Here is a 16629-nt window from a genome sequence, read left to right as displayed (position 1 = left end):
CGGCGCAGGGATCAAGCCTGACCGCCCGGAGCCGGGCACGGCGGGCCACACCCCACACCCCCACCACCACGCACCGCAACCCGACACCCCACCACGACCGCAGAGCAACCCACACCCCCAGCATGACCGCACACCAGCCCACACCCGGCACACGGAGAACACAAAGCTGACATCATCTCCCGGTGCCCGTGAAGACCCCCCGCGTTCCGCTCGCCGCCGCCACCACCGCCGCCGTGATCGCCGCCGCGGCGCTCCTCGCCGGTCCGGGCCCCCTCCGCACCCCGACCGCCACCGGCATCGTCCCGATCTCCGCGGCGCAGCCACCGTCCCCGTCGTCGGGGCCGACGCCCGCCCCGACGACCCCGGGCGCGGCTCCACCCGTCCCGACGACCCCGGGCACGGCCCCGCCCGACACGACCCCGGGCGCGACCCCGCCCGGCACGAGGCCGCCCGTCGTCGACCACGGGCCGCGTGTGGGGAACAAGGTGGCGCTCACCTTCGACGCGGACATGACGGACGCGATGCGGTACCAGTTGCGCAGCGGCGCGGTGCGGTCGTACGCGAACCTGAAGATCATCGACCTGCTGGAGCGGGAGCGGGTGCCGGCCACGTTCTTCCTGACCGGCAAGTGGGTCGAGCAGTACCCGGCGGTGACCCGGCGGCTCGCCGCGAACCCGCGCTTCGAGCTGGCCAACCACACGTACGGGCACCTGGCCTTCACCCCGGACTGCTACGGCCTGCCCCGCATCCCGGAGCGGGAGATGACGGCCGACGTGGCGCGGACGTTCGACGTGGTGGCCGCGTACGGCGGGCGGCAGACCCGGTACTTCCGCTTTCCGGGGCTGTGCCACGACCGGAAGGCGCTGGACGCGCTGGCGCCGCTGGGGTTGACCGTGGTCGACGGCGACGTGGTGAGCGGCGATCCGTTCGCGAAGTCGTGGCGGCCGGTCGTGCGGGCGGCGCTGGACGGGGTACGCCCCGGGTCGGTGATCGTCCTGCACGTGACGGAGGCGAACGCGCCGATGACGGACGAGGCGCTGCCGCACATCCTGGCGGGGCTGGCCGAGCGCGGCCTGGAGCCGGCGCCGCTGTCGGAGGTGCTCGGGCAGAGCTGAATCCGGCTCGCCAACCCCACCAAAAGCCTAAAATCGGGGCAAGAGCCTAAAGGAGGTCGGCATGACCGCAGCGATGGAGATGCCCCGCGTCCAGGAGTGTGTGGTTTCGGCCTGCGCGTACAACCACACCGGCGACTGCCACGCCTTCGCCATCACGATCGGCAGCATGGACCACGCGCACTGCCACACGTTCATCGAGATGCCCGCCGTCCGGGCCGGCGTGGACGGCCTCATCGCGCAGGTCGGCGCCTGCCAGCGGGCCGACTGCCGGCACAACGACCAGTTGGAGTGCCACGCGCCGGCGATCAAGGTCGGCCCGGACAACGACATGGCCGACTGCATGACCTACATCACCCGCTGACCGCCCTTCCCTCAGCTCAGGCCGTTGGCCTCGCGAACGATGGTGACCAGGTCGTCGATGATGTCGGTGAGGGCGAAGTCCTTCGGCGTGAAGACCCGGGCCACCCCGGCGGCCCGGAGCTGCGCGGCGTCGCCGGCCGGGATGATCCCGCCGACCACCACGGGCAGGTCCGGCCGGCCGGCCGCGCGCAGCCCGTCCAGCACCGCCGGCACCGCGGCCAGGTGCGAGCCGGAGAGCACCGACAGGCCGACCAGGTCCACGTCCTCCTCGACGGCGGCGGCGACGATCTGCCCGGCGGTCAGCCGGATGCCCTGGTACACCACCTCGAAGCCGGCGTCGCGGGCGCGTACCGCGATCTGCTCCGCGCCGTTGGAGTGCCCGTCCAGGCCGGGCTTGCCGACCAGCAGCCGCAGCCGGCCGCTGCCCAACTCGCGGGCCGTGGCGGCGACCCGCTCGCGGACGGCGGCCAGGGTGGCGTCCCCGCCGGCCCCGGCGGCGCCGGCCAGGCCGGTGGGGGCGCGGTACTCGCCGAAGACCTGCCGCAGCGCGCCGGCCCACTCGCCGGTGGTCACGCCGGCCCGCACGCACTCCAGCGTCGCCGGCATCAGGTTCGTGGTGGTCGCGGCGTCCGCGCGCAGCCGGGCCAGCGCCGCGTCCACGGCCGCCGCGTCCCGCCCGGCCCGCCATTCGCGTACGGAGGCCACGGCGGCCGCCTCCACCGCCGGGTCGACCTGTTCGACGGCCTCGGCACCGGCCGCGGTCAGCGGCGACGGCTCGGTCTCGGCGAACCGGTTGACCCCGACCACCACGTCGGTGCCCGCCTCCATCCGGCGCCGCCGTTCGGCCAGCGAGGCGACCAGCGCGCTCTTGAGGTAGCCGGTCTCCACGGCGGCCACCACGCCGCCCATCTCCAGCACCTTCTCCAGCTCGACCCGTGCCCCGGCAACGATCTCGTCGACCAGCGCGGTCATCACGTGCGAGCCCTCGAAGAGGTCCGGGTACTCCAGCAGGTCCGACTCGTACGCGAGCACCTGCTGCATGCGCAGCGACCACTGCTGGTCCCACGGCCGCGGCAGGCCGAGGGCCTCGTTCCAGGCGGGCAGCTGGACGGCGCGGGCCCGGGCGTCCCGGGACAGGGTCACGCCGAGCATCTCCAGCACGATGCGCTGGATGTTGTTCTCCGGCTGTGCCTCGGTCAGGCCCAGCGAGTTGACCTGCACGCCGTAGCGGAACCGGCGCTGCTTCGGGTTCGCCACCCCGTAGCGCTCGCGGGTGATCTCGTCCCAGAGCGCGCCGAAGGCCCGCATCTTGGCGATCTCCTCGACGAAGCGCACGCCGGCGTTGACGAAGAAGGAGACCCGCTGCACCACGTCGCCCATCCGCTCGGCGGGCACCTGGCCCGAGTCGCGGACCGCGTCGAGCACCGCGACGGCGGTGGAGAGCGCGAAACCGACCTCCTGCACCGGCGTCGCGCCGGCCTCCTGGAGGTGGTACGAGCAGATGTTCACCGGGTTCCACCGGGGCATCTCCCGCAGCGTGTACGCGATGACGTCGGCCGTGAGCCGCAGCGACGCCGCCGGCGGGAAGATGTAGGTGCCCCGGGAGAGGTACTCCTTGATGATGTCGTTCTGCGTGGTGCCGGCGCAGCGGGCCAGCTCGGCCCCCTGCTCCGCGCCGACCGTGCCGTAGAGGGCGAGCAGCCACATCGCGGGCGCGTTGATGGTCATGGACGTGTTCATCTCGGCCAGCGGGATGCCCGTGAAGAGGGCCCGCATGTCGCCGAGGTGCGCCACCGGGACGCCCACCCGGCCGACCTCACCGGCGGCGAGTTCGTGGTCGGGGTCGTAGCCGGTCTGCGTCGGCAGATCGAAGGCGACCGACAGGCCGGTCTGCCCCTTCGCCAGGTTGCGGCGGAAGAGCGCGTTCGTCGCGGCGGCCGAGCTGTGCCCGGCGTACGTGCGCATCACCCACGGGCGGTCGCGTTCGGGCAGCCGGCCCGGGAGAGCCTTCTCGTCCATGGCGGGAGTCTAAGTTACCCTTCAGTCACCGGCGCTGTGGAAAACCACACAGATCCATGGCTGGGACACCCTGGCGCGAAGCCCCCGACATGGGCTGGACCGCCACACCCCGGCCGGGTCGCGGCCACGGCCAGGACGCACACTTGACGGCATGGATGACGAGCTCGCGATCTCCGTCCGGGGGCTGCGCAAGGCGTACGGCGACAACGTCGCCGTGGCGGGCCTGGACCTGGACGTCCGCTGCGGCGAGGTGTTCGCCCTGCTCGGGCCCAACGGCGCCGGCAAGACCACCACCGTGGAGATCCTGGAGGGCTACCGCCGGCGCGACGCCGGCGAGGTCTCGGTGCTCGGCAGCGACCCGGCCGCGCCGGCCGCCGACTGGCGTTCCCGGGTGGGCATCGTGCTCCAGGGCACGGGCGAGTTCGACGAGCTGACCGTCGCGGAGGTGGTGCGTCACTTCGCCGGCTTCTACGCCGGGGCGGACGACCCGGACAAGGTCATCGAGCGGGTGGGGCTGGCCGGCAAGGCGAGGGCGCGTACGCACACCCTCTCCGGCGGGCAGAAGCGCCGGCTCGACGTGGCGCTCGGCATCGTCGGCCGACCCGAGCTGCTCTTCCTGGACGAGCCGACCACCGGCTTCGACCCGGAGGCGCGCCGGGAGTTCTGGGAGCTGGTCCGGGACCTGGCCGCCGCCGGCACCACCATCGTGCTGACCACCCACTACCTCGACGAGGCCGAGGCGTTGGCCGACCGGGTCGGCGTGATCGCCGGCGGACGGCTGGTCGAGGTCGCCGCACCCGACCGGCTGGGCGACCGGCAGGCGGCCCTCGCGACGGTCTCCTGGCGTACGCCGGAGGGGGCGCTGGAGACGGCGGAGAGCGCGACGCCGACGGCGCTGGTGGCCGAGTTGGCCGCGCGCTTCGGCGGCGAGGTCCCCGGCCTGACGGTGACCCGGCCGACCCTGGAGGACGTCTACCTGCGGATGATCGGACACCGATGACCACCACGACGAAGCCCGCCCCACCGGCCACCACGGCCCCGGCCCGACGGCCCGGTCCGGTCGCCCTCGGCCTGCGGCAGGGCCGGCTGGAGATCACCCAGTTCCTGCGCAGCCGGGAGTCCGTCGTCTTCACGATGGGCTTCCCGGTCATCATGATCGTGATCTTCGCGGCAATCTTCGACGACCAGGTCGCGCCCGGGGTCAGCTACACCCAGTACTTCATCACCGGCATGATCGCCACCGGCCTGATGACCGTCAGCTTCCAGAACCTCGGCATCTGGATCCCGATCGAGCGGGACCGGGGGGTGCTCAAGCGGTACCGGGGCACGCCGATGCCGAAGTGGGTCTGGTTCGCCGGCAAGGTCCTGATGGTCGTCGCCATCGGCATCGCGGAGACCGTGCTGCTGCTCGCCGTCTCGGTGGCGCTGTTCGACCTGGAGCTGCCCGGCACCGCCGCGAAGTGGCTCACCTTCGGCTGGGTGTCGGTGCTCGGCGTCACCGCCTGCACGCTGTGCGGCATCGCCATCTCGTCGCTGGCCCGCACCGCCCGCAGCGGCTCGGCCGTGGTCACCCCGGTCGCGCTGGTGCTCCAGTTCATCTCCGGCGTGTTCTTCGTCTTCACCGAGCTGCCGAGCTGGATGCAGCAGGTGGCGGCGATCTTCCCGCTGAAGTGGATGTGCCAGGGCCTGCGCTCGGTCTTTTTGCCGGAGGCGTTCGGCGCCCGCGAGCCGGCGGGCTCCTTCGAGCTGACCCGCGTGGCCCTGGTGCTGGCCGCCTGGTGCGTCATCGGGCTGGTGCTCTGCCTGACCACCTTCCGCTGGACGACCCGGCGCGACGGCTGAGGCGCGGCGGGGGCGGCCACCCGTGGTGCCCGCCCCCGCCGCGTCCGCGCTCAGTACGTGTAGAAGCCCTTGCCGGACTTGCGGCCGAGGTCGCCGGCGGTGGCCATGCGCTGGAGCAGCTCCGGCGGGAAGAACTTCTCGTCCGCGGTGTCGGTGTAGATGTTCTTCGTGGCGTTGAGCAGCACGTCAACGCCGGTCAGGTCGATCGTCGCCAGCGGGCCCATGGCGTGGCCGAAGCCGAGCTTGCAGGCGGTGTCCAGGTCCTCGGCGGAGACCACGCCGGACTCGACCAGCTTGACCGCCTCCATGGCGAGCGCGCTGATCAGCCGGGTGGTGACGAAGCCGGCGATGTCCCGGTTGACCACCACGACGGTCTTGCCGATCCCCTCGGCGAACGCCTTCGCGGTCGCCAGGGTCTCGTCGCTGGTCTTGTAGCCACGCACCAGCTCGCAGAGCTTCATCATCGGCACCGGTGAGAAGAAGTGGGTGCCGACGACCGCCTCCGGCCGCTCGGTCGCCGTGGCGATCTGGGTCACCGGGATGGCCGAGGTGTTGGTCGCCAGGATCGCGTCGGGCCGGCAGATCTTGTCCAGCGCCCGGAACACCTCGTGCTTGATCTCGATCTTCTCGAAGACCGCCTCGACGACGATGTCCGCGTCCGCCGCCGCCTCCAGGTCGGTGGTCGGGGTGATCCGGCCGAGCGTCGCCTCGACGTCGGACGCCTCGATCTTCCCCTTCTCGGCGAACCTCTCCAGCGACTTCCGGATGCCGTCCACGCCCCGCTTGGTGGCCGCGTCGTCCAGGTCCCGCAGCGTCACCTGCCAGCCCGCCTGCGCCGCCACCTGGGCGATGCCCGAGCCCATCAGCCCGGCCCCGACGACCGCGAGTCGACCCGCCATCTGCTTCTCCCTCGCCTGAATGAGTGTCTGCCAGCACCCTAGTCGGCACGCCTGAACGGATGCTAAGGCGTGTCGCCCGGGCGGCGGACGGCAGCGGCGGGGCCCTTCAGATGGTGAGGTCCGGCTCCTCCGGCGCGGTGCCCGGCTCCACCTCGACGCCGAGGGCCCGCAGGTCCGCCGCGAAGTCCGGGTAGCCCCGGTCCACGTGGTGCACGTGGGAGACCTCGGTGACCCCCTCGGCGCAGAGCCCGGCGATGATCAGCCCCGCGCCGGCCCGGATGTCGGTGGCGCGTACCGGGGCGCCGGAGAGCCGCTCGCGGCCGCGTACCACCGCGTGGTGCCCGTCGGTCTTGATGTCCGCGCCCAGTCGCATCATCTCGTTGGCGAACATGAAGCGGCCGTCGAAGATGTTCTCGGTGATCAGGGACGCGCCGTCGCTGACCGCCGCCAGGCCGATCGCCATCGGCAGGAGGTCGGTGGCGAAGCCCGGGTACGGCAGGGTGACCACGTCCACCGCCTTCGGCCGGTCGTCCATCCGGACCCGGAACGCGTCGCCCCTGGTCTCCACCAGGCCACCGGCGGAGACCAGCTTGTCGAGCGCGACCTCCAGGAACCCCGGCTCCACCCCGGTCACGGTGACGTCCCCCCGGGTCATCGCCGCGCCGAAGGCCCAGGTGCCGGCCACGATCCGGTCCCCCACCGTGGCGTGCCGCACCGGCCGCAGCCCGGGCACCCCCTCGATGTGCAGCGTCGACGTGCCGGCGCCGGAGATCCGCGCGCCCATCTGGTTGAGCATGGTGCAGATGTCGACGATCTCCGGCTCGCGGGCCGCGTTGTCGATGACGCTGGCCCCGCGGGCCAGCACCGCCGCCATGACCAGGTTCTCCGTCGCCCCGACGCTGGGGAAGTCGAGCATGATCTCCGCGCCGTGCAACCCGTGTGGCGCCGAGGCGATCACGAAGCCGTGCTCGCCCGAGATCTCCGCGCCCATCCGGGTCAGCCCGGAGATGTGCATGTCCAGCCCCCGCGAGCCGATGGCGTCCCCGCCGGGGTGGGCCACCCGCACGTACCCGAGGCGGGCCAACAGCGGGCCGAGCACGCAGATGGAGGCGCGCAGCCGGCGGACGAGGTCGTAGTCGGCCTCGGTGCCGGGCTGTTCGGGCACGTCGATGACGACCGACCGGGACCGGGCCACCCCGCCGTGCGCGACCATCGGGTCGACCGGGTCGTCGGCGTCGAAGCGGATGCCGCAGCCGAGCCGGCGGAGCACCTCGCCCATGATCGCGATGTCGGTGATCCGCGGGACGTTGGTGATCACGCTGCGTCCCGGGGCGAGCAGCGCGGCGGCCATCAGCTTCAGCGCCGAGTTCTTCGCGCCGACGACGTGCACCGTGCCGGCCAGGCGGGCGTCGCCGCGCACCCGGATGACGTCGACGTCGTTGACCGCCGGGTCACCGGCGTCCCCGGGGCCCACCCCGCCCGGCCGGAGCGCGCCCGGGCGCACCGGGATCGGCAGGTCCGGTATCCGTAGGCTGTGCGTCATGGCCGTCCACCTCACGCGCATCTACACCAAGGCCGGCGACGCCGGCATGACCAGGCTGAGCAACAACGAACAAGTGCCGAAGACCGATCCGCGCATCGCCGCGTACGCGGACGTCGACGAGTGCAACGCCGCGATCGGCGTGGCGCTCGCGCTGGGGCAGCTCGACGACGAGCTGCAAAGCGTCCTGGCGTCGATCCAGAACGACATGTTCGACGTGGGCGCCGACCTGGCCACCCCGGTGGAACCGGATCCGAAGTACCCGCCGCTGCGGGTCACCGAGGAGTACGTCGAGCGCATCGAGGGTTGGTGCGACGAGTACAACGCACGCCTGAGCAAGCTCGACTCCTTCATCCTCCCCGGCGGCACCGCGGGCGCGGCGCTGCTGCACGTGGCGCGGACGGTCGCCCGACGCGCCGAGCGGGCGGCGTGGGCCCTGGTCGCGCACGACCCTGAGCGGACCAGCTCGCTCCCGGCAAAGTATCTCAACCGGCTCTCTGACCTGCTGTTCATCCTGGCAAGAACGGCCAATCCGGGCGGAGATGTGCTATGGGTGCCGGGCGGTAGGCGCTGACCGCGCAGCATCCCCTCCCGCCGGACGCCCCGGTGGGCGCGCTACACCACGTCGAGGTCTGGGTGCCCGACCTGGCCGCCGCCGTCCGCGGCTGGGGTTGGCTGCTCGGCGAGCTGGGCTGGACGCCGTTCCAGGAGTGGCCGGCCGGCCGCTCCTGGCGGCTCGGCCCGACGTACCTGGTCCTGGAGCGGTCACCGGCGTTGCGCGGGGCCCGCCACGACCGGCTCGCTCCCGGCCTGAACCACCTGGCCTTCCACGCCGGCCCGCCCGCCGCCGTGGACCATCTGGTCGAGGCCGCGCCGGCGCACGGCTGGACGCTGCTCTTCGCGGACCGCCACCCGCACGCCGGCGGCCCGCAGACCTACGCCGCCTACCTCACCGACAACCAGGGGTACGAGGTCGAACTCGTCGCCTCCCCACCCGGGTAGTCCAGCGGGTCACCTGACGGGACCGGTGACGGTGCAGGTGGTGTAGGAGTGCGCCGGACCGCGGACAGTGCGGCGGCAGGGGTTTCCGGGGAGCCCGCCCGCGGAGGGATCAAGCCTGACCGCCCGGAGCGGGTGGGCTCCCCGGAAACCCCGAGGACGAGGGGACGTCAGGCGGCGGGCCAGTCCTGGGAGGCCAGACGCGGCGAGACCGCCCCCGGAGGGGCGGCCTCGAGCCAGGAGAGGAACCCGGTGACGGTGGATCGCGCCATGGCGATCTCGACCGGAGCGTGGTTGCTGGTACAGCGGAGGATGACCCAGTCGGCGGGCATGGAGAGGCGTTCCTGCCCCTCCGGCAGCCGCCGGCGCTCCACGGCCAGCCCCTTGCGGGAGAGCACCCGCGTGGGACGGATGGCGAAGCTGAAGACCCGGTACCAGCGGAGTTCGTCGCCGACGAACCGGCCGAAGCCGGGGGACCAGCCGCGGCCGTCGAGCATCGTGGAGGTCCGGACGCCGAGCCGGATGATGCCTCCGCTACGCGTGACGACGGCCCGCCGGGCGAAGAGGATCAGGAGCGCGCCGAGGATGACGGCTACGCCGATTCCGATCCCTTCGACGATCCCCATCGGCGGTGCGGCTCAGCGGCTCTGTGCGGCGGAAACCGGGGTGGCGCTCTCGGCCAGGACGGTGACGCCGTCGGCGGTCACCGAGAGGAAGCCACCGGCGACCTCGTAGGAGACCTGCTCGCCACCGGCGAGCTTGATGCGTACCTGGCCGGGCTCGGCGAGCTGGCCGAGCAGGGGCGCGTGCCCCGGCAGCACACCCAGCTCACCCTCGGTCGTCCGGGCGACGACCATCTCGGCGTCACCGGACCAGACCTTCTCCTCGACGGCTACGAGCTCGACGTGAAGCTGCTGTGCCACGCTGTCTCCTTGCTGCGGCGGCGGATTGTCGAAAGTCTAGTCTTGCCGCGGACGCGCCCCCAACGCGGGTGGCGAGACCTGCGCCACGGCTATTTGGCCTTGTTCTGGAAGTCGGGGTGCTCCAACAGGAACGCGTCCAGCTGCTCGTTCTGGAGGGCGGTGAAGAAGTCCTCGACCTCCGGCTCGAAGCGCTCGCCCCGGTACTTCCCGTTCTCGGTGACCCCGCCACCGGGCAGCTTGACCATCTGGATCGTCTCCGGGCGGATGTTCTTCAGGGCGATGCCGAAGTCGATCACGCTGTTGCCGCGGCCGCTGAAGATCAGTGACTGCCCGGCCGCCCGCAGCACCCGGTCCAGCTTGATCGGGTTCGTCACCACGTCGGCGCTCAGCGCCTGGCCGGCCATTGCCTTGACGAACTGCTGCTGGTGGCGCTGCCGGCCGTAGTCGCCGTCCGGGACGCCGTTCTTCGGGTAGCGCTGCCGGACGTAGTCGAGCGCCTGCCAGCCGCTGAGGTGCTGGTTGCCCTTCTTGTAGACCGCCTGCGGGCCGACGTAGCCCTCGCCGTACGGGTTGCCCTTGCGGTGCTTGCCGCTCGGCTCGCGGTGCTCGGAGCGCACGTCGCGCTCGATGTACATGTCGACGCCGCCCATCGCGTCGACGATCTTCTGGAAGCCGTTGAAGTTGATGATCGCGCCGGCGTCGAAGCGCTTGATGCCGGTGACCTTCTGCACCGTCGTCGCCAGCAGTTCGAAGCCCCGGGCGGCGTCCGGGTTCCCGCCCGGCACCCGGCTGCCGTACGACATCGCCGCGTTGAGCTTGTCGGTGCCGCCGTTGAACTCCGCCCGGCTGAACTTGGGGATCTCCACCAGGAGGTCGCGCGGCATCGAGAAGAGGTAGGCACGGTCCATCTCGGCGGGCACGTGCAGCACCATGATCGAGTCGGCCAGCGGCGGCGTCTCCGGGTTGCGCGGGTCGATGCCGACCAGCAGGATGTTGAGCGGGCCCTTGATGTCGCTCTTGCGCTCCTTCGCCCCGGCCGCCTGGTCGCCGAAGAGGTCGGCCTTGCCCACCGCGCCCTCGTAGCGGGCCATCAGCGCCTCGGCGCCGACCAGAACCACGCCGCTGAGCAGCATGAGGACGGCACCGAACACGGTGCAGGCCCGGGCCCACCGCGGCACCCCCGACCACACGGACGACTTGCCGCCGCCCTTGCCGGCCTTACCCACGATCATCTCCGTTCGTCACGCCCACGATCAGGAGACGGGCGCACGCAGCCGATTCGTTGCACAGATCGACGCTCGCTCCGGCGAGCGCGCGGATCGACGGTACCTCGCGTTCGGCTTGATCGCCGACCGCGCGGAACCGGGCAGCGGCGATCATAAGGCCCGAAGATGAACGAAAGGCCGCCCCGGCATTGCCGGGGCGGCCTTTCTCAGGACCGACAGGTCAGCCCTTCATCAGCTCCGCAGCCTTGCGCTCCAGGTCCTCCAGACCGCCGCACATGAAGAAGGCCTGCTCGGGGAAGTGGTCGTACTCGCCCTCGCTGATCTTCTTGAACGCCTCGATGGTCTCCTTGATCGGGACCGTCGAGCCCGGCACGCCGGTGAACTGCTCGGCGGCGTAGGTGTTCTGCGACAGGAAGCGCTCGATCCGCCGCGCGCGCTGCACGGTGATCTTGTCTTCCTCGGAGAGCTCCTCGATACCGAGGATGGCGATGATGTCCTGCAGGTCCTTGTACTTCTGCAGGATCCGCTTCACCTCGGTCGCCACCGCGAAGTGCTCGGCGCCGACGAACTCCGGGGCGAGGATCCGGGACGAGGACGCCAGCGGGTCCACGGCCGGGTAGATGCCCTTGTCGGAGATCGACCGCTCCAGGTTGGTGGTCGCGTCGAGGTGGGCGAACGTGGTGGCCGGGGCGGGGTCGGTGTAGTCGTCCGCCGGCACGTAGATCGCCTGCATCGAGGTGATGGCCTGGCCCCGGACGGAGGTGATCCGCTCCTGGAGCTCGCCCATCTCGTCGGCCAGGGTCGGCTGGTAACCCACGGCGCTCGGCATACGGCCGAGCAGGGTGGAGACCTCCGAACCCGCCTGGGTGAAGCGGAAGATGTTGTCGATGAAGAGCAGCACCTCCTGCTTCTGCACGTCGCGGAAGTACTCCGCCATGGTGAGCGCGGAGAGCGCCACCCGCAGCCGGGTGCCCGGCGGCTCGTCCATCTGGCCGTAGACCAGCGCGGTCTTGTCGATGACGCCGGACTCGGTCATCTCGGCGATGAGGTCGTTGCCCTCACGGGTGCGCTCACCCACACCGGCGAAGACCGAGGTACCACCGAAGTTCCGGGCGACACGGGTGATCATCTCCTGGATGAGCACCGTCTTGCCCACGCCGGCGCCGCCGAACAGGCCGATCTTGCCGCCCTTCACGTACGGGGCGAGCAGGTCGATGACCTTGATGCCGGTCTCCAGCATCTCGGTCTTCGGCTCCAGGTCCGCGAAGGCCGGGGCCTTGCGGTGGATCTGCCAGTGGTCGTCCGGGTTGAGCGTCTCGCCCTCGGTGAGGTTGAGGCACTCGCCGATCGCGTTGAACACGTGGCCCTTGACCGCGTCGCCCACCGGAACGGTGATCGGCGAACCGGTGTCCCGCACCTCGGCGCCGCGGACCAGGCCGTCGGTCGGCTGCATCGAGATGGCGCGGACCATGTTGTCACCCAGGTGCTGGGCGACCTCCAGGGTCAGCGTCTTCTCGCCGCCGGAGAGGGTCACGTCCACGTGCAGGGCGTTGAACAGGGCCGGCATGGCGTCGCGCGGGAACTCGGCGTCGACGACCGGGCCGATGACCCGGACCACGCGACCCGTGGCCGTCTTGGTCTCTACTGGGGCAGTCATCACACTTCACTTCCCGACGCGGCCAGCGCGTTCGCGCCGCCGACGATCTCGCTGATCTCCTGGGTGATCCCGGCCTGGCGGGCCGAGTTCATCTCACGCGTGTACTTCTCGATCATCTCTTCGGCGTTGTCGGTGGCGCTCTTCATCGCCCGCCGCCGGGCCGCCGACTCGCTGGCCGCCGACTCCAGCAACGCCGCGTAGATCCGCGTGTTGATGTACTTCGGCAACAGCGCGTCGAGCAGCGCCTCCGCCTCCGGCTCGAACTCGTACGCCGGCAGCAGGCCCTCGGACCGGGGACGGTCCTCCACCTGCATCGGCCCGATGATCTTCGCGACCGGGGTCTGGGTCATCAGGGAGTGGAACTCGGTGTAGACGATGTGCAACTCGTCGATCCCGAGCACCCCGTCCGGCCCGGCGCCGCCGTCGACGTCGTCCGCGCCGGCCGTGAACGCCTTGATCAGCGTCTCGCCCACGGCGCGGGCGTCGGCGAACGTCGGCTGCTCCGAGAAGCCGGTCCAGTTCTCCTCGATCGGCCGGTCACGGAACCGGAAGAAGCCGACGCCCTTGCGCCCGATGACGTAGAGCACCGGCTCCTTGCCGTCGGCGCGGAGCCGGGCGATCAGCGACTCCGCCGTCTTGATCGCGTTGGAGCTGTAACCGCCGGCCAGGCCACGGTCGGAGGTGACCAGCAGGACACCCGCCCGCCGCACCCGCGGACGCGGGGTGAGCAGCGGGTGGTCGATCCGCGCGTTGGACGCCAGCGCCGTGAGCACACCGGTGATGGCCTGGGCGTACGGCAGGGACGCCTCCACCCGGGCCTGGGCCTTGGCGATCCGGCTCGTCGCCACGAGCTCCATCGCCTTGGTGATCTTCTTCATCCCCTTCGCCGAGCGGATCCGTTGACGAAGAACGCGTACCTGGGCCGCCATGAATCAGCCCTTACTGGTTCTCGACCGGGCGGTCGGTCGTGCCGTCGCGGAAGCGGGTCACCGTCTCGCGGTTCTCCTCGCCCTCGAGCGGCGTGGCCGGGGCCTCGTTGATCCGACGCTCGTCGGCCTTGCCGAGGAAGAGCTGCTTGAACTCGGTGATGGCGCGGTCGAGCGAGCCGACGATCTCGTCGTCCCACTTGTTGTCGGCGATCCCGGCCAGCACACCCTCGTGCTTGTGGCGCAGGTACTGGAGGAACTCCGACTCGAAGCGGCGGACCTCACCCACGGGGATGTCGTCCAGCTTGCCCTCGGTGCCGGCCCAGACCGAGACGACCTGCTCCTGCACCGGGAACGGCGAGTAGTTCGACTGCTTCAGCAGCTCGACCAGGCGGGAACCGCGCTCCAGCTGGGCGCGGGAGGCCTTGTCCAGGTCGGAGGCGAAGGCGGCGAACGCCTCCAGCTCGCGGAACTGGGCCAGGTTCAGCCGCAGCGAACCGGCGACCTTCTTCATCGGCTTCACCTGCGCGGCGCCACCGACCCGGGAGACCGAGGTGCCGACGTTGATGGCCGGCCGGACGCCCTGGTTGAACAGGTCGGTCTCCAGGAAGATCTGGCCGTCGGTGATGGAGATGACGTTGGTCGGGATGAAGGCCGAGATGTCGTTGGCCTTCGTCTCGATGATCGGCAGGCCGGTCATCGAGCCCCCGCCCAGCTCGTCGGAGAGCTTCGCGCAGCGCTCCAGCAGCCGGGAGTGCAGGTAGAAGACGTCACCCGGGTACGCCTCGCGGCCCGGCGGGCGGCGCAGCAGCAGCGACACGGCGCGGTACGCCTCGGCCTGCTTGCTCAGGTCGTCGAAGACGATCAGGACGTGCTTGCCGCCGTACATCCAGTGCTGCCCGATGGAGGAGCCGGTGTAGGGGGCGAGGTACTTGAAGCCGGCCGGGTCGGAGGCCGGGGAGGCGACGATGGTGGTGTACTCCATCGCACCCGCCTCCTCCAGGATGCCCTTGATCGAGGCGATCGTGGAGGCCTTCTGGCCGATGGCGACGTAGATGCAGCGGACCTGCTTCTTCGGGTCGCCGGAGCGCCAGTTCTCCCGCTGGTTGAGGATGGTGTCCAGCGCGACCGTGGTCTTGCCGGTCTTCCGGTCGCCGATGATCAGCTGACGCTGGCCCCGGCCGATCGGGGTCATGGCGTCGACCGCCTTGAGACCGGTCTGCAGCGGCTCGTCGACCGACTGCCGGGCCATCACGTTCGGGGCCTGGAGCTCCAGCTCGCGGAAGCCCTCGTTGGCGATGTCGCCGAGCCCGTCGATCGGCTGGCCGAGCGCGTTGACCACGCGGCCGAGGAAGGCGTCGCCGACCGGCACGGAGAGCACCCGGCCGGTGCGCTTGACGCGCTGGCCCTCTTCGAGCTTGGCGGAGTCACCGAGAACGACGACACCGATCTCCCGGACGTCGAGGTTCAGCGCCACACCCAGGGTGCCGTCCTCGAACTCCAGGAGCTCGTTGGTCATGGTCGAGGGGAGGCCCTCGACGTGGGCGATGCCGTCGCCGGTGTCGGCGACGGTGCCGACCTCCTCGCGGGAGACGTCGGACGTGTAGGAGGAGACGTAGCGCTCCAGGGCGCCGCGAATCTCCTCCGTCGAGATGGTCAGCTCGGCCATCCTCTGCTTCCTTAAGTATCAGGGGCCCGGGATACCTAGTACCGACCGGTCCGAATGGCGTCTATTCTCAGGCGCTGGACGGCAGGGCCGTCTCAGCGCTTCGCGAGCGCGTTGCGGGTCTCGTTGAGGCGGCGCAGGACGGTGCCGTCGTACAGGTCGGAGCCGACCCGAACACTCACGCCACCGAGCACTCCCGGGTCCACCGTCTGCTTGACGGAAACCTCTCGACCGTATATCGCGGAGAGGCTCGCGCCCAGCCGGCGCTCGTCCTCGTCACTCAACGGGGCCGCGACGGTCACGTACGCCACCTGCCGGTCCCGCCGGTCGGCGGCGAGCTCGACCAGCCGGGTGAGCGCCCCGGTGAAGGAGCGTCCCCCGAACCCGCCCAGCGCCGCCTCGACGAGGCGGAGGGTGGCCGGGCGGGCCTTGCCGGCGAGCAGCTCGCGGGCCAGGGCGGCCCGCTGCCCGACCGGGGCGATCGGGTCCGACAGCGCGTTGGAGAGCGCCGACTGACCGGAGACCACCTGACCGAAGCGGAACAGCTCGTCCTCGACCTCGCCGAGGTCGCCGGCCGAGTCGGCGCTGGCCAGCAGCGCCTCCACGCCGAGCCGCTCGGCACCGTCGAGCAGCTCCGACGGCGCCGACCAGCGGCCGGAGACCAGCGAGGCGACCAGGTCGAGCGCCTCGGCGCCGATCTTGCCGCGCAGCAGCTCGCCGAGCAGGGCGGTGCGGTCCGCACCCGAGCGGGCCGGGTCGGAGAGCGCCCGGCGCAGCCGCGGCTCGCGCCGCAGCAGGTCGGCGACGGAGAGGATGTCGTCGGCGGTGGTGGCCACCGCCGACGGCTCCGCGCCGCGGACGTACGCGTCGAGGCGCTCGGCCGCGACCTTGTACGACTCCCGGCTGGCGGCCTGCATCAGCGGGCCCCCGCGCTCTCGAGACCGCTCAGGAACCGGTCGACGGTGCCCTTGCGACGCGCCTCGTCGGCGAGCGACTCACCGACGATCTTGCTGGCCAGGTCCACCGCGATCGTGCCGACCTCGGTGCGCAGCTCGCGCACGATGGTGGCCCGCTCGGCGGCGAGCTGCTCCTTGCCGGCCGCGATGATCCGGTCGGACTCCTCCCGCGCCTTGGCGAGGATGTCCTGCCGGATGCCCTCGGCGTCGGCCCGGGCGTCGTCCCGGATCTTCGCGGCGTCGGTGCGCGCCTCGGCGAGCTGCGCGCGGTACTGCTCGAGGAGCTGGTTGGCCTCGGCCTGGGCGGCCTCGGCGCGCTTGATGCCGCCCTCGATCGCGTCCACCCGAGCCTGGAACGTCTGCTCCATGCGGGGGAAGACGAACTTCATCAGCACGACGCAGAGCAGGGCGAAGGCGATGCCGCCCACCACGATCTCCTGCCAGATCGGCACGATCGGGTTGTGGGTCGACTCACCACCCTCAGCGGCGAGCAGGAACATG

Annotated in this window: 17 protein-coding genes; 6 read left to right on the top strand and 11 right to left on the bottom strand. The window is 71.3% G+C overall.

Going from position 1 to position 16629, the window contains the following annotated elements:
* Positions 1–182: 182 nt before the first annotated feature.
* Entirely contained in the window at positions 183–1115 is a 933-nt protein-coding gene (locus ABZ793_RS20730; protein ID WP_357459584.1) for a polysaccharide deacetylase family protein, read from the top strand.
* A gap of 61 nt (positions 1116–1176) precedes the next feature.
* Complete coding sequence (locus ABZ793_RS20725; RefSeq protein ID WP_357459581.1) at positions 1177–1476, top strand: DUF1540 domain-containing protein; 300 nt, start codon at positions 1177–1179, stop codon at positions 1474–1476.
* An 11-nt stretch (positions 1477–1487) separates the two neighbouring features.
* On the opposite strand, the gene ABZ793_RS20720 is transcribed toward ABZ793_RS20725, so the two are convergent.
* Positions 1488–3494: a protein meaA gene (locus ABZ793_RS20720; RefSeq protein WP_357459578.1), complete on the bottom strand. Its 2007-nt coding sequence runs from the start codon at positions 3492–3494 to the stop codon at positions 1488–1490.
* Positions 3495–3645: 151 nt separating this feature from the next.
* Between ABZ793_RS20720 and ABZ793_RS20715 the strand changes: the two genes are divergently transcribed.
* Both ABZ793_RS20715 and ABZ793_RS20710 read left to right on the top strand, forming a co-directional pair.
* Complete coding sequence (locus tag ABZ793_RS20715) at positions 3646–4494, top strand: ABC transporter ATP-binding protein (protein ID WP_357459575.1); 849 nt, start codon at positions 3646–3648, stop codon at positions 4492–4494.
* A complete protein-coding gene (locus ABZ793_RS20710; RefSeq protein WP_357459572.1) occupies positions 4491–5336 on the top strand; it encodes an ABC transporter permease in 846 nt (281 codons plus the stop codon). Before ABZ793_RS20715 ends, ABZ793_RS20710 begins: the two co-directional genes overlap by 4 nt.
* A gap of 50 nt (positions 5337–5386) precedes the next feature.
* On the opposite strand, the gene ABZ793_RS20705 is transcribed toward ABZ793_RS20710, so the two are convergent.
* Positions 5387–6235 (bottom strand): 3-hydroxyacyl-CoA dehydrogenase family protein, encoded by an 849-nt coding sequence (locus ABZ793_RS20705; RefSeq protein ID WP_357459570.1) that lies wholly within the window; start codon positions 6233–6235, stop codon positions 5387–5389.
* Positions 6236–6341: 106 nt separating this feature from the next.
* Positions 6342–7778, bottom strand: a complete 1437-nt coding sequence (gene murA, locus ABZ793_RS20700) for a UDP-N-acetylglucosamine 1-carboxyvinyltransferase (protein ID WP_357459566.1) — start codon at positions 7776–7778, stop codon at positions 6342–6344.
* On the opposite strand from murA, the gene ABZ793_RS20695 reads away from it, so the two are divergent.
* A complete protein-coding gene (locus ABZ793_RS20695) occupies positions 7777–8349 on the top strand; it encodes a cob(I)yrinic acid a,c-diamide adenosyltransferase (protein ID WP_357459563.1) in 573 nt (190 codons plus the stop codon). The genes murA and ABZ793_RS20695 overlap by 2 nt on opposite strands.
* 32 nt (positions 8350–8381) lie before the next feature.
* Complete coding sequence (locus ABZ793_RS20690; RefSeq protein ID WP_357459560.1) at positions 8382–8777, top strand: VOC family protein; 396 nt, start codon at positions 8382–8384, stop codon at positions 8775–8777.
* 167 nt (positions 8778–8944) lie between these two features.
* On the opposite strand, the gene ABZ793_RS20685 is transcribed toward ABZ793_RS20690, so the two are convergent.
* The 8 genes from ABZ793_RS20685 to ABZ793_RS20650 form a co-directional block, all read right to left on the bottom strand.
* Entirely contained in the window at positions 8945–9400 is a 456-nt protein-coding gene (locus ABZ793_RS20685; RefSeq protein WP_357459558.1) for a DUF2550 domain-containing protein, read from the bottom strand.
* Positions 9401–9412: 12 nt separating this feature from the next.
* Positions 9413–9697 carry a F0F1 ATP synthase subunit epsilon gene (locus ABZ793_RS20680; RefSeq protein ID WP_350684044.1) on the bottom strand — a complete coding sequence of 95 codons (285 nt, stop codon included), beginning with the start codon at positions 9695–9697 and terminating at the stop codon, positions 9413–9415.
* Positions 9698–9786: 89 nt separating this feature from the next.
* Positions 9787–10929, bottom strand: a complete 1143-nt coding sequence (locus ABZ793_RS20675) for an LCP family protein (RefSeq protein WP_357459555.1) — start codon at positions 10927–10929, stop codon at positions 9787–9789.
* Between the two features lie 214 nt (positions 10930–11143).
* Positions 11144–12580, bottom strand: coding sequence for a F0F1 ATP synthase subunit beta (gene atpD / locus ABZ793_RS20670; RefSeq protein ID WP_357459552.1), 1437 nt, complete (start codon positions 12578–12580; stop codon positions 11144–11146).
* Positions 12580–13509 carry a F0F1 ATP synthase subunit gamma gene (locus ABZ793_RS20665; RefSeq protein WP_350703593.1) on the bottom strand — a complete coding sequence of 310 codons (930 nt, stop codon included), beginning with the start codon at positions 13507–13509 and terminating at the stop codon, positions 12580–12582. Before ABZ793_RS20665 ends, atpD begins: the two co-directional genes overlap by 1 nt.
* 10 nt (positions 13510–13519) lie before the next feature.
* Entirely contained in the window at positions 13520–15175 is a 1656-nt protein-coding gene (gene atpA, locus ABZ793_RS20660; RefSeq protein WP_357459548.1) for a F0F1 ATP synthase subunit alpha, read from the bottom strand.
* Positions 15176–15267: 92 nt separating this feature from the next.
* Positions 15268–16089, bottom strand: a complete 822-nt coding sequence (locus ABZ793_RS20655; RefSeq protein WP_357459545.1) for a F0F1 ATP synthase subunit delta — start codon at positions 16087–16089, stop codon at positions 15268–15270.
* Complete coding sequence (locus ABZ793_RS20650) at positions 16089–16628, bottom strand: F0F1 ATP synthase subunit B (RefSeq protein ID WP_350684039.1); 540 nt, start codon at positions 16626–16628, stop codon at positions 16089–16091. Before ABZ793_RS20650 ends, ABZ793_RS20655 begins: the two co-directional genes overlap by 1 nt.
* Between the last annotated feature and the right edge of the window lies 1 nt (position 16629).

The sequence above is a fragment of the Micromonospora sp. NPDC047465 genome, assembly GCF_040643125.1.
GTDB lineage: Bacteria > Actinomycetota > Actinomycetes > Mycobacteriales > Micromonosporaceae > Micromonospora.
This window is presented reverse-complemented; position numbering and strand designations above follow the sequence as displayed.